Source organism: Sphingobium sp. BYY-5 (genome assembly GCF_022758885.1).
Classification (GTDB): domain Bacteria; phylum Pseudomonadota; class Alphaproteobacteria; order Sphingomonadales; family Sphingomonadaceae; genus Sphingobium.
The window spans coordinates 1,162,410-1,175,863 of sequence record NZ_JALEBH010000002.1 but is presented as its reverse complement, the minus strand read 5'-3'; the positions used below and the strand labels follow the sequence as shown (position 1 = coordinate 1,175,863).

The window sequence follows — 13,454 nt, the reverse complement described above, 5'->3', positions numbered from 1 at the left end:
TGATGACGCTTTCCACCATCAGCGGCACGAACGGCATGGTGACCGCCCCCCATTGGCTGGCGGCGCAGGCGGGTTGCGACGTGCTGAAAGACGGCGGCAATGCGGTGGAGGCAGCGGTTGCCGTCGCTGCCACGCTGGCGGTTGTCTATCCCCATATGACCGGTATCGGCGGCGACAGCTTCTGGCTGGTCGTACAACCAGATGGGACGATCGATAGCGTGCATGGCTGCGGCGGCGCGGCGGCGCGGGCCGACCTTGGCCTCTATGCGGGTCATGCCACAGTACCGACGCGCGGCCCCCTGGCGGCCAATACGGTGGCAGGTAGCTTGTCGGGCTGGGCGGCCATGTTGGAGAGTGGCGGTGGGGCTTTGTCGCTGTCCCGGCTGCTGCGCGACGCCATCCACCATGCTGAAACCGGCGTGGCCGTGACTCCTGGCGGTGCGGCCATCGCAGCCGCCAAGGGCAGCGAGTTGCGCATCCAGCCGGGCGCCTATGGCGCGATCTTCGAACCCGATGGCGTTCCGTTGCATGAAGGCGCTGTGCTGCGCCAGCCTGCTTTGGCCGCCACGTTGCGGGCGATCGCCGTCGATGGGATCGCCGATTTCTACACCGGCGCCCTGGCCGACAAGGTGGCGCAGGATCTGGCGATGCTAGGCAGCCCGGTCGGCCGCGCCGATCTTGCCGCGCATCAGGCCACCCGCCCGGTCCCGCTGCACGCACGGATCGGCGGCATCGATCTCTATAACAGCGCCCCGCCCACCCAGGGCTTTGCGTCGCTGATGATCCTGGCGCTGTTCGATCGTCTTGCCGCCGCGCAGGCGGATGGCTTCGACCATGTCCATGGTCTGGTCGAATCGACCAAGCAGGCCTTCCTGCTGCGCGACCAACATGTGGGCGATCCGGCTTTCCACGACTTCGACTATCAGGGCCTGCTCGACGATCCAGCCGCGCTGGATGACATCGCGGCGTCAATCGATCCGGCCCGCGCCCTGCCCTGGCCTCGCCCGTCGGCGCAGGGCGATACCTGCTGGTTCGCCGCCGCAGACCGCGACGGGCGGATGGTGAGCGCGATCCAGTCGACCTATTTCGAATTCGGATCGGGCGTGGTGCTGCCGCAGACCGGCATCACCTGGCAGAATCGCGGCAGCAGTTTTCGTTTGGCGGCGGACGGTTGGAACGCGCTGGCACCCGGTCGCAAGCCCTTCCATACGCTCAACCCCGCCCTAGCCCGCTTCGATGACGGGCGGGTCATGGCCTATGGCACGATGGGCGGCGAAGGCCAGCCACAGACCCAGGCCGCGCTCTTCACCCGCTATGCCCGTTTCGGCATTGACCTCCAGCAGGCGATCAGCGCACCGCGCTGGCTGCTGGGGCGGACCTGGGGCGAGGACAGCACGACGCTCAAGCTGGAGGATGGGTTCGAAGAAGGACTCTACGCCGAACTGGCGGCGGCCGGTCATGATGTCGAGCGGGTGGAGCCGCGCACGGCCACGATGGGCCATGCCGGGGCGATCGTCCGCCATCCCGACGGCAGTCTCGACGGCGCGACCGATCCGCGCAGCGACGGGCAGGTGGCGTCATGGTGAGCAGCTTCCCTCCCGGCGGCGCGAGAGCCGTTGCACGCTGCGACGCGCTGGGCGTCGCCCCCTATAGCGACATGGAAGACGGCCTCTATCGCGGCTATCTGACGCCCGCTTATGCCGCCGCACAGGAAGCGCTGGCCGGATGGATGGCGCAAGCGGGCATGATCGTCCTCCGCGATGCCGCCGCCAACCTCATCGGCCGCTATGAAGGCAACGCGCCCGGCGCTCCCGCTCTGCTGATCGGCAGCCATCTCGACAGCGTGCGTGATGCCGGCCGCTATGACGGGCCGCTGGGGATCATGCTGGGCATCGAACTGGTTGATGTGCTGCATCGCGTAGGGGAACGCCTGCCCTTTCCCATCGAGGTGATCGCATTCGGGGACGAGGAAGGATCGCGCTTCCCCGCCGCCATGCTGACCAGCCGCGCCGTCGCCGGTACGCTGGCACCCGAAGCACTAGAGATTGTCGATGGCGAGGGCGTACCGCTGGCGCAGGCCGGTGTCAGCCTGACCGACTATCTGTCCGCCGCCCGCGTGCCTGGCGCGACGCTCGCCTATCTCGAAGCACATATTGAACAAGGCCCGGTGCTGGAGGCCGAGGGGCTGGCACTGGGCACCGTGACGGGCATCGCCGCGCAATTGCGCCTGTCGGTGACAATCATCGGCACGGCCGGTCATGCCGGAACGACATCGATGCCGCTACGGCGCGATGCGCTGGCCGGTGTAGCGGAGATGATGCTGGCCATCGAGACGATCGCGCGCGATGACACGTCCGACCTTGTGGCGACCGTGGGCCGGATCGAGGCGGCGCCAGGTGCGGCCAATGTCATTCCGGGCCATGTGACCTTCACCATCGACATACGATCGGGCGATGCGGCGCGGCGCGATCGGGCGGCGCACGCGATCATCGACCGGATCACCCGGATCGCCGCCGGACGGACGCTATCGATATGGACCGAGCAAGTCCACGACCTGCCCGCCAGTCCCTGCGATCCGCGCCTGATGGATCTGCTAGACGCGGCTATCGTGGCGGAGGGCCAGCCGCCGCGGCGGCTGGTGTCGGGCGCAGGACATGATGCGATGGTGATGGCGGCCCTGTGCCCGACCGCCATGCTGTTCATCCGCTGCCGGGGCGGGATAAGCCACAACCCGGCCGAGCATGTCGCGCCGGACGACGCCGATGCCGCGCTGCGGGTGATGCTGCAATTTGTAAGGATGTTGGCCGATGACCCTGCCCTCTGACCTGTTCGGCGAAATCGACCCGCCACAGCGGCTGTTGATGGGACCGGGGCCGGTCAATGCCCATCCCCGTGTGTTGCGTGCCATGTCGGCCGATCTGCTGGGCCAGTTCGATCCCGAAATGACCGACTATATGAATCAGGTCATGGCGCTCTATCGCCCGATCTTCGGGACGTACAACCAGTGGACCATGCTGATCGACGGCACCGCGCGCGCGGGGATAGAGGCCGCCTTAGTATCGCTGGTCGCGCCCGGCGACAGGGTGTTGGTGGTCAATTTCGGCCGTTTCGGCCTGCTGCTGCGCGAAATCCTGACCCGCATCGGCGCGGTCATCGAAACCGTCGATGCGCCCTGGGGTGAGGTCGTGCCGATGGAGGCGATCGCCGCCGCCCTTGCGCGCACCGCGCCCAGGGTTGTCGCCTGCGTCCATGGCGATACCTCGACCACCATGGCCCAGCCGCTGGAGGGCCTTGGCGCCCTGTGCCGCGCGGCGGGCGCGCTCAGCTATGTCGACACCACCGCGACTATCGGCGGCATGGAAATCGCCACCGATCGCTGGGGCGTCGATGTCGTCACGGGCGGTTTACAGAAATGCCTGGGCGGCCCCTCCGGCTCCGCGCCGATCACCATCTCGGACCTTGCGGCCGACCATATCTTCGCCCGCCGCCACACCGAAGCGGGCATCCGCAGCACCGACAGCGTCGATGGCGCGGGACCACGCATCGGCTCCAACTATTTCGACCTTGCCATGGTGATGGATTACTGGTCGGATAAGCGTCTGAACCACCATACCGAAGCGACCTCGATGCTCTATGCCGCGCGGGAATGTGCGCGGGTGATGCTGGGCGAGGGGCTGGAGCAGCGCTATGCCCGCCATGCCGCAGCCGGCCGGGCGATGAGCGCGGGCCTGCGCGCCATGGGCCTGACGATCTTCGGCGACGACGCCCATCGCATGACCAATGTGACCGGCGTGTTCATCCCCGATGGCGTCGATAATGACCGGGTCCGCGCCGCGATGCGCGACCATTTCGAGATCGAGATCGGCACCGCCTTCGGCCCGCTCCAGGGGCGCATCTGGCGCATCGGCGCCATGGGCTATAATGCGATGAAGCATAAGGTGCTGATAACGCTGGGTGCACTGGAAGCCTGTCTGATGCGCGAGGGGTTCCACCTGCCCCCCGGCGCAGCGGTCGGCGCGGCGCTGGAGGCGTGGGACGCATGATCCTCCCCCGCGACCTCATCGGCTATGGCCCGACCCCGCCCGACCCGCGCTGGCCCGATGGCGCGCGCATCACCGTCCAGTTCGTCGTCAATTATGAGGAAGGCGCGGAAAACAGCGTCCTCAACGGCGACAAGGGGTCGGAGGCCTTTCTGTCGGAAATGGTCGGCGCCACCAGCCATCCTGCCCGCGCGATGGCGATGGAGAGTCTCTACGAATATGGCAGCCGCGCCGGCTTCTGGCGGCTGCATCGGCTGTTCACGCAGCGCGGCCTGCCGGTGACGATATTCGGCGTCGCAAACGCGCTGGCGATGAACCCGGCCGCAGTCGAAGCCATGCTGGCGGCGGACTGGGAAATCGCCAGCCATGGCCTCCAATGGATCGACTATCAATATGTGTCCGAAGATGTGGAGCGCGCGCATATCGCACAGGCCATCGACCTGCATGAGCGACTGACCGGCAGCCGGCCATTGGGCTGGTATCAGGGCCGCACGTCACCCAACACCGCGCGACTGATCCGCGAGGAGGGCGGCTTTATCTATGACGCCGACAGCTATGCCGACGACCTGCCTTATTATGCGCAGGGCCAGCTGATCGTCCCCTATACGCTCGACGCCAACGACATGAAGTTCGTGGCGCTCAATGGCTTTACCGAGGGCGAGCAGTTCTTCCGCTATCTGCGCGACACGTTCGACCAGCTTCGCGCCGAGGGTGGCCGGATGATGTCGGTCGGCCTGCACGGCCGCATCGCCGGGCGGCCCGGCCGTGCCGCCGCGCTCGCCCGCTTCCTCGATCATGTGATCGACAGCGGCGACGCCTGGGTCGCCCGCCGCATCGACATTGCCCGCCACTGGATGGAGGTCCACCCCGCATGACAATTGACGATCCGATCCTGCTCGCCGAAGTCACCGCCGCCTTCGCCGAATATGAGCGCGCGCTGATGGCGGACGACGTGCCCGCGATGGACGCGCTGTTCCATGACGCGCCGACCACCAACCGCTATGGCGTGGGCGAAGTCCTCTATGGCATCGAGGCAATCCGCGAATTTCGCAAAGGACGCGGCGGATCGCCCCAGCGCAAGCTGGGGAAGGTCGCCATCACCGTCTACGGAGATTCATTCGCCACCGCCGACGCTGAATTCTTCCGCGAGAATAGCGACCGCCGCGGCCGCCAGACCCAGAGCTGGGTCAAGTTTCCTGATGGCTGGAAGGTCGTCTCCGCCCATGTCAGCCTGGAGGGGAACACGCATTGAATCGCCCCAAATATGCGCTGTTCGAACATAGCCCTTGGGTGGAGGCGCGCGCCGACGCACGGCCATCATCGGGCGACCGCCATGCCGATCTGATGGCGGTTGTCCATGATGCGACGCCGGAGGAGCAACTGGCGCTCATCCGCGCCCACCCAGAACTGGCGGGCAAGGCGACGATCGACCGGACGCTGACCGAGGCGTCTGCCGCCGAGCAGGCCTCCGCCGGGCTGGATCGCCTGACCCCGGACGAATATGCGCGCTTCCACGCGCTCAACGCCGCCTATCGCGCGCGCTTCGACTTTCCCTTCATCATCTGCGTGCGGCTGACCGACAAGGCGGGTATATTGGCGGCCATGGAAAGCCGTCTCGACCATGGTCGCGACGAAGAGATCGCAACCGCGCTCGCCCAGATCGGCGAGATCGTCCGCCTGCGCCTGAAGGACGTCGCATGAGCGCGACCATCGGCCTGCCCGCGCTGGAAGCGGACCTCGCAAGGCAGCTCGTCCTGATCGGACATGGCGGCACCGACTGGACCCGGCCGCGCGCGCATCCGCAGGGCCATGTCCATGACGTCGTGATCGTCGGCGGTGGGCAGAGCGGGCTTGCCGCCGCCTTCGGCCTGCTGCGCGAACGGGTATCCAACATCCTCGTCATCGACGAAAATACCCAAGGCTATGAAGGCCCCTGGGAAACCTATGCGCGGATGATTACCCTGCGCACGCCCAAGGATCTCACCCCGATCGATTTCGGTATCCCCGCCCTCACCTATCGCTCCTGGTGGGAAGCGCAGCATGGCGCGGCGGGCTGGGAGGCGGTCGACAAGATCGCGCGCGGCGACTGGATGGATTATCTGCGCTGGTATCGCCGCGTGCTGGCGCTACCGGTGCGCAACGACACCCGACTGACGCTGATCGAGCCGCTGGGGGATGGCATCCATCGCCTGCATCTCGACAGCCAGCCACCGCTGCTGACGCGCAAGGTCGTGCTGGCGACCGGCATCCATGGTGGCGGCGAATGGCATACGCCCGCGATGATCCGCGATGCGCTGTCCCCTGCCCTCTACGCCCATACCAGCGCGCCGATCGACTATGCCGCGCTGGCGGGCAGGCGGATCGGCATATTGGGCGGCGGGGCATCGGCCTTCGACAATGCCAATGCAGCACTGGCGCTGGGCGTCGAGGCGGCCCATGTCTTCATCCGCCGACCCATCCTGCCGCGGATCAACCCGATCCGCTTCATGGAGCGGGTCGGTTTCACCGGCCGCTATCCCGCGCTGGACGATGCCGACAAATATGCGGTCATGGCGTCCTTCCTGGGGCACAATCAGCCGCCGACCAACGATACGTTCGACCGCGCCGCCGCATGGCCAGGCTTTGCCCTGCATCTGGGCGCGCCCTGGCTGGCGGTCGAGCAGACGGAGAATCGGGTCCGGGTGACGACGCCACAGGGCCGTCATGATTTCGACTTCGTTATCCTGTCCACCGGCCTCGTCAGCGATCCCGGCCTGCGCCCGGAACTTGCCCTCGTCGCCGACGGCATCGCCCGCTGGGCCGATCGCTTCGCGCCGCCGCCGGGCAGCGCCAACGCGCTGATCGACGCGCATCCCTATCTCGGACCGGGCTTCGAGCTGCTGCCCCGCACGAGCAGCGCCGCCGCCGCGCTGCACGGCCTGTTCGCCTTCAACTATTCCGCGCTCATCAGCCTGGGCCTGTCCGCCTCCGCCCTGTCGGGCCTGCGGACCGCGCTGCCGCGATTGGTGAAGGGCATCACCGACCAGCTTTTCCTGGATGATCGGACCGCACTGGTCGCCGACCTGATCGCCTATGACGAGGCGGAGTTTGTCGGCGAATGGCCAAAATCCACAGAGGAGGCGGCATGATGGCCAGTCTTTCCACCCATGTCCTCGACACCAGCCATGGCAGCCCCGCCGCAGCCGTCGCGCTGCGCCTGATCGACGACGACGGGACCATATTGTTCGTCACCGTCACCGATGCGGACGGCCGATGCCCCGGCCTGCCCCCGGTAGAACCCGGCCGCTATAGGCTGGAATTTGCCGTCGCGGCCTATTTTCGCGCGCAGGGCGTCGACCTGCCCGACCCGCCTTTCCTCGACATCGTCGTCCTCGACTTCGGCATTGCCGACGCGGATGCCCATTATCATGTGCCGTTGCTCGTCTCGCCCTATGGCTATTCGACCTACCGGGGCAGTTGAGATGAGCGTGCGCTTCCTCCTCGACGGTGAAACGGTCGAGATCGCCGACGTTGATCCCACCGCCACCCTGCTCGACCATCTGCGCTACGCCATGGGTCGCACCGGCACCAAGGAAGGCTGCGCCGAGGGTGACTGCGGCGCCTGCACCGTGCTGCTGGGCGATCTGGACGGCGACGCGATCGCATGGCGCGCGGTCAATGCCTGCATCCTCTTCCTGCCGATGCTGGACGGCAGGGCGCTGCTGACGGTGGAAAGCCTGGCGCCCGGCGGCGCGCTCAATCCGCTCCAGGCCTGCATGGCCGGCAATGGCAGTTCGCAATGCGGCTTCTGCACGCCCGGTTTCGTCATGTCGCTCTATGGCCGCAGTGTCGGCGCCAGCGGCCACGACCTGCCGGTCGCCGATATATTGGCGGGCAATCTCTGCCGTTGCACCGGTTACGGCCCGATCCTTGCGGCGGCGGACGCGACCGGGCCGCTGCAGCGGGATGACAGCAGGACCGTCATAGCGCTGAAAGCGCTCGCGGACGCCCGCACCGTGTCCGGCCAGCATGGCGATCGCCGCTGGTTTGCACCGCGCAGTTGCGCCGCGCTGGCCGACCTCCTCACCGACCATCCAGATGCATGCATGGTCGCCGGCGCCACCGATGTCGGGCTGTGGGTGACGAAGGGGCTGCGCACCATCGACACGCTGATCTTCCTGGGCGACATCGCCGAATTGCAGGGGATAGAAGAAAGCCCGGCCGGCGTCCGACTGGGGGCTGGCGTGCGCTATGCCGATGCCCATGCGGCCTTGGCGCGCCTCCATCCCGATCTTGGCGAACTGACCCGGCGGATCGGCGGATTGCAGGTCCGCAACGCCGGGACGATCGGCGGCAATATCGCCAACGGATCGCCGATCGGCGACGGGCCGCCTGCGTTCATCGCCTTGGACGCCGAACTGACATTGCGCAGCCGGGACGGTCGGCGGACGATGAAGCTGGAGGAGTATTTCCTCGACTATGGCAAGCAGGACCGTCGCCCCTGGGAATTTGTCGAAAGCCTCTGGATTCCCCGGCCCGGTCCCGATGCCGTCATCCATATCGCCAAATTGTCGCGCCGTTTCGACAGTGACATCTCGGCGGTCTGCGGCGCCTTTCATCTGACTGTGCGTGATGGGAACGTCAGCGCCGCGCGCATCGCCTTCGGCGGCATGGCGGCCACGCCGCGCCGCGCGCGCCTGTGCGAAGCCGCGCTGGTCGGACAGCCCTTCACGCTGGCCACCATGGAACAGGCCGCCAGCGCCCTGCGCACGGACTACGCCCCGCTCAGCGACGTACGCGGCACCGCCACCTACCGGCTCGACGCCGCCGCAAACCTGCTGCTGCGCCTGTGGCACAAAGCCCAGGGGCAGACCGTATCGGTGCTCGACCTGGACGCCGTCCATGGCTGAGCGCGATCCCGCATGGGACGTGCTGTCCAAGCCGTCGCACCCGCACGACAGCGCCCATCTGCATGTCACCGGCGCCGCCCGCTACGCTGACGACGGGCCGGAACCGGCGGACATGCTGCATCTCGCCTTCGGCCAGAGCGCCCATGCCCATGCTCGCATCCTGGCCATGGACCTGTCCGCCGTCCGCGCCGCCGAGGGTGTAGTGCATGTCTTCACCGCCGCCGACATAACCGGCGCCAATGACGTCAGCCCGGTCGCAGGCGACGACCGGCTGCTGGCCGACGGCGAAGTCCTGTGCGTCGGGCAGGCGGTCTTTCTGGTCGCCGCCACCAGTCAGCGCGCTGCGCGCAAGGCCGCGCGCCTTGGCCGCATCGACTATGAGCCGCTGCCCGCCAGCCTGACGATCGAGGCGGCGCGGGCGGCGGGATCGCTGATCGAACCGACCCAGCGCATGGCGCGCGGTGACGCCAATGCCGCGCTGGCGACGGCGCCCCATTGCCTGGCCGGCGGCTTCGACATGGGCGGGCAGGATCATTTCTACCTGGAGGGGCAGGTCGCGGTCGCCACCCCCGGCGAGGACGGCCAGATCCATATCCTGAGTTCCACCCAGCATCCCAGCGAGGTCCAGCATCTGGTCGCCCACATGCTCCACCGCAGCTCCGCCGACGTGACGGTGGAGGTGCGGCGCATGGGTGGTGCTTTCGGGGGCAAGGAGACGCAGGCCGCGCTATTCGCGGCGGCGGCGGCGCTGGTGGCGGACAGGACCGGCCGCCCGACCAAGTTCCGCTGCGACCGCGACGACGACATGGTGATGACCGGGAAGCGCCATGCCTTCCGCATCGGCTATGACGTTGGCTTCGATGATGAAGGCCACGTGCTGGCGCTGCGCTTGCGCCTCGCCTCACGCTGCGGCGCCACGGTCGATCTGTCCCCGGCGATCAACGACCGGGCGATGTTCCATGCCGACAATTGCTACTGGCTGCCCGATGTCGAGATCGTCTCGGAACGGCTCAAGACCAACACCGTGTCCGACACCGCCTTTCGAGGCTTTGGCGGGCCGCAGGGGATGCTGGCGATCGAGCGGATCATGGATGAAGTTGCCGCGCATCTGGGGCATGATCCGCTGGAGGTCCGGCGCATCAATCTCTACGGCCCAGGCCGCGACGTGACGCCCTATGGCATGACGATAACCGACAATATCGCACCGCAGATCATCGCCCGGCTGCGCACAGACGCCCGCTATGAGGCCCGCAGCGCCGCGATCGCCGCCTTCAACACGGCCAGTCCGGTCATCAAGAAGGGGATCGCCCTCACCCCGGTCAAGTTCGGGATCAGCTTCACCACCACCCATCTCAACCAAGCGGGCGCGCTGGTACTGGTCTATGCCGACGGCTCGATCCAGATCAACCATGGCGGCACGGAGATGGGCCAGGGCCTCTATATCAAGGTCGCGCAAGTGGTCGCCGACGTCTTCGCCGTGCCAATCGATCGGGTGCGGATCACCGCGACCCGCACCGACAAGGTGCCCAACACGTCGGCCACCGCCGCCTCCTCGGGTGCGGACCTCAACGGCATGGCTGCCTACAACGCGGCGATGACGATACGCGATCGCCTGACCGGCTTCCTCGCCCGGACCTTCGGCTGCAGCGACAGCGACGTGCATTTCACGCCCGAAGGTATCCTCGCCGGGGCCGAGCTCCTGTCCTTCGCCCAGCTCTGCCGCAAAGCGCATGTCGGCCGCATCTCGCTCGCCGCCACCGGCTATTATGCCACACCGGGCATCGCCTATGACCGGGCCGCGCATCAGGGCCGCCCCTTCTATTATTTCGCCTATGGCGCGGCGGTGTCGGAAGTGGCGATCGACACGCTGACCGGCGAGCATAAGGTGCTGGCCGTTGATATCCTCCACGATGTCGGTCGCTCGCTCAATCCGGTGATAGACATCGGCCAGATTGAGGGCGGCTTCATCCAGGGACAGGGGTGGCTGACCACGGAGGAGCTGATCTTCGACGATCGGGGCCGCCTCCTCACCCATTCGCCTGCGACCTACAAGATCCCGACCGCGTCGGATCGGCCGTCCCATATGACGATCACCTTGTGGGACGGCCAGAATGTGGAACCCACCATCAACCGATCCAAGGCCGTCGGCGAACCGCCCTTCATGCTCGCCATCTCGGTCTTCTCGGCCCTGACCCGCGCCGTGGCGGCGGTGGCGCCCGATGTCCGCGCGCTCCCTCGCCTTGATGCGCCCGCCACGCCCGAACGCATCCTGCGCGCGGTGACGGAGCATCGTGCCCGATGACCGAATGGCTGGGCTGGCTGCGCGATGTCGCGGGCAAGGAACCGAGCGCACTGGTCAGCATCGTGGCGAGCGAAGGCTCCGCGCCGCGCGGTGCGGGCACCCGTATGCTGGTCACGGCCGATGCACTCCAAGGCACGATTGGCGGCGGCCAGCTCGAATTTCGCGCGGTGGAGCAGGCGCGCACGATATTGGCGCACCCGCCGGGAAGCTGGCGCGTACAGGACTATCCGCTCGGTCCGCTGCTGGGCCAGTGCTGCGGCGGGCGGGTGAGGCTGCTGGTCGAACATGTCGATCCGGCCGACCTTGGCTGGATCGCGGACGCGACGGAGGAGCGCATCCTGGTATCGACCTTCATGACCGATCGGGTGGCGCGCCACGTCAACGACCATGCCATGCCGTCCGGCCTGTCCGCGCGCGGCGACCGTCCCCGCGCGGGCGACAGCCTGGCCGAGATCATCGGCCAGCATCGCAGGCCGCTCTATCTGTTCGGCGCAGGCCATGTGGGACAGGCGATCGCGCGCCATGCCGCCAATCTGCCCTTCCGCCTGTCCTGGTTCGACACCCGCCCGGTGTTCGAGACGATCGAGGGCGTCGCTGTCGTGCCCGAAGCCGCGATCGAACAATGCGTCGCCGACGCGCCGGACGACGCCGCCATCCTGATCCTGACCCACGACCATGGATTGGACTATCGATTGACCCACGCCGCCCTCCGCCGCCCGCCCTGCGCCTTCATCGGCCTGATCGGTTCCGCCACCAAGCGCGCGCGATTCCACGCGCGGCTGGAGCGCGACGGTATCGATGCGCCAAGCCGCAGTCGGCTGACATCGCCGATCGGGGTTGCCGGCGTCACCGGCAAGGAACCCGACGTCATCGCCATCGCCGTGCTGGCCCAATTGCTGCAATTGAGGATCGCATGACGATCCGGGGATTTCGCGGCGAACTCCTGTCGGTATCACGCGATCCGCATCGTCACCCCGACGCGATCCGGCACGAGCCGGACGGGCTGCTGGTCGTGGAAGACGGCATCATCGTCGCGCGGGGCGATCATGCGACGCTGGCCGACCGCTGGCCAGGCCTCGCGATCGAGCCTCTGCCGGGCCTGATCGTCCCCGGCTTCATCGACGCCCATGTCCATTATGCGCAGATGGACCATATCGCCTCCCATGGCGAACAGTTGCTCGACTGGCTCGACCGCCATATCTTCCCGGCCGAAAAGGCCTTTGCCGATCGCGCCCATGCCCAGCGGACGGCGGCCGTCTTCCTCGACGAACTGCTGCGCAACGGCACCACCAGCGCCCTGGTGTTTCCGACCGTCCATGCCCATTCGGTCGATGCGCTGTTCGATGCTGCGCTCGACCGGAAGATGCGATTATTGTCGGGCAAGGTATTGATGGACCTTGGCCCGGAAGGACTGGCCGATACGATCGATTCCAGCCGCGACGAGAGCGAGACCCTGATCCGCCGGTGGCGCGGACGCGGGCGGCTGGGCTATGCGGTGACGCCGCGCTTCGCGCTGACATCGTCGGATGCGCAGCTTCATGTCGCCGGGGCGCTGCTCGCCGACCATCCCGACGTGCTGCTGCATACCCATCTGGCCGAAAATCTGCGCGAATGCGCCGCCGTGGCCGGTCGCTTCCCGCAGGCACTGGACTATCTCGACGCCTATGACCGATTCGGGCTGGTCGGCGACCGCTCGGTCTTCGCCCATGGCGTCCATCTGCCTGACCGCGCTTGCGCCCGGCTGGCCGAAAGCGGTGCGGGGATCGCGACCTGCCCCAGTTCCAACCTGTTCCTGGGATCGGGCTTCTTCGACTTCGGACAGGCGGACGCGCATGGCGTCCGCATTGGCATTGGCACCGACGTTGGCGCGGGCACGTCTTTCTCTCTGCTCCACACGGCGGGTCTGGCGTATCAGGCGGCCCTGTCGCGCCATTATCCGCTCGATCCGTTCCGTGCCCTATATCTGGCTACCGCTGGCAGCGCCGCGCTGCTCCACATCGCCGATCGGGTCGGCGGCCTGGAACCGGGACAGGAGGCCGATTTCGTCGTGCTGGACAGCGAATCGACACCCTTGCTTGCGCGCCGGACCCGCAACGCCCCGCTCGCCGACCGGCTGTTCGCGCTCCAGATATTGGGTGACGACCGCGCCGTCGCCCGCACCTACATCATGGGCGATTGCGCCTGGGAAAGGGCGGGAAGCGTTCGTGCGGCATCCTGATTTTT

General features: G+C 67.2%; 12 protein-coding genes. All 12 read left to right on the top strand.

Annotated elements, in window-relative coordinates; translation table 11 throughout:
- The first annotated feature begins 2 nt into the window (after window positions 1-2).
- From MOK15_RS21265 to guaD, 12 genes are read left to right on the top strand one after another with little or no spacing between them, the layout of a single operon-like run.
- Complete coding sequence (locus tag MOK15_RS21265) at window positions 3-1,586, top strand: gamma-glutamyltransferase (RefSeq protein WP_242933805.1); 1,584 nt, start codon at window positions 3-5, stop codon at window positions 1,584-1,586.
- Complete coding sequence (locus MOK15_RS21260) at window positions 1,580-2,824, top strand: allantoate amidohydrolase (protein ID WP_242933662.1); 1,245 nt, start codon at window positions 1,580-1,582, stop codon at window positions 2,822-2,824. Before MOK15_RS21265 ends, MOK15_RS21260 begins: the two co-directional genes overlap by 7 nt.
- Window positions 2,808-4,043: an alanine--glyoxylate aminotransferase family protein gene (locus MOK15_RS21255; protein WP_242933661.1), complete on the top strand. Its 1,236-nt coding sequence runs from the start codon at window positions 2,808-2,810 to the stop codon at window positions 4,041-4,043. Before MOK15_RS21260 ends, MOK15_RS21255 begins: the two co-directional genes overlap by 17 nt.
- Window positions 4,040-4,915 (top strand): allantoinase PuuE, encoded by an 876-nt coding sequence (gene puuE / locus MOK15_RS21250; protein ID WP_242933660.1) that lies wholly within the window; start codon window positions 4,040-4,042, stop codon window positions 4,913-4,915. Before MOK15_RS21255 ends, puuE begins: the two co-directional genes overlap by 4 nt.
- A complete protein-coding gene (gene hpxZ / locus MOK15_RS21245) occupies window positions 4,912-5,292 on the top strand; it encodes an oxalurate catabolism protein HpxZ (RefSeq protein WP_242933659.1) in 381 nt (126 codons plus the stop codon). Before puuE ends, hpxZ begins: the two co-directional genes overlap by 4 nt.
- Complete coding sequence (gene uraD / locus MOK15_RS21240; protein ID WP_242933658.1) at window positions 5,289-5,741, top strand: 2-oxo-4-hydroxy-4-carboxy-5-ureidoimidazoline decarboxylase; 453 nt, start codon at window positions 5,289-5,291, stop codon at window positions 5,739-5,741. The genes hpxZ and uraD overlap by 4 nt, the downstream gene beginning before the upstream one ends.
- Complete coding sequence (locus MOK15_RS21235; RefSeq protein WP_242933657.1) at window positions 5,738-7,168, top strand: FAD/NAD(P)-binding protein; 1,431 nt, start codon at window positions 5,738-5,740, stop codon at window positions 7,166-7,168. The genes uraD and MOK15_RS21235 overlap by 4 nt, the downstream gene beginning before the upstream one ends.
- On the top strand, window positions 7,168-7,500 hold the full coding sequence (gene uraH, locus MOK15_RS21230) for a hydroxyisourate hydrolase (protein ID WP_347567250.1): 333 nt from the start codon (window positions 7,168-7,170) through the stop codon (window positions 7,498-7,500). The genes MOK15_RS21235 and uraH overlap by 1 nt, the downstream gene beginning before the upstream one ends.
- Window positions 7,472-8,929 carry a xanthine dehydrogenase small subunit gene (gene xdhA, locus MOK15_RS21225; protein ID WP_242933655.1) on the top strand — a complete coding sequence of 486 codons (1,458 nt, stop codon included), beginning with the start codon at window positions 7,472-7,474 and terminating at the stop codon, window positions 8,927-8,929. Before uraH ends, xdhA begins: the two co-directional genes overlap by 29 nt.
- Window positions 8,922-11,231, top strand: a complete 2,310-nt coding sequence (gene xdhB / locus MOK15_RS21220; RefSeq protein ID WP_242933654.1) for a xanthine dehydrogenase molybdopterin binding subunit — start codon at window positions 8,922-8,924, stop codon at window positions 11,229-11,231. The genes xdhA and xdhB overlap by 8 nt, the downstream gene beginning before the upstream one ends.
- Window positions 11,228-12,148 (top strand): xanthine dehydrogenase accessory protein XdhC, encoded by a 921-nt coding sequence (gene xdhC, locus MOK15_RS21215; RefSeq protein WP_242933653.1) that lies wholly within the window; start codon window positions 11,228-11,230, stop codon window positions 12,146-12,148. The genes xdhB and xdhC overlap by 4 nt, the downstream gene beginning before the upstream one ends.
- Window positions 12,145-13,449 (top strand): guanine deaminase, encoded by a 1,305-nt coding sequence (guaD, locus tag MOK15_RS21210; RefSeq protein ID WP_242933652.1) that lies wholly within the window; start codon window positions 12,145-12,147, stop codon window positions 13,447-13,449. The genes xdhC and guaD overlap by 4 nt, the downstream gene beginning before the upstream one ends.
- Window positions 13,450-13,454: the final 5 nt, after the last annotated feature.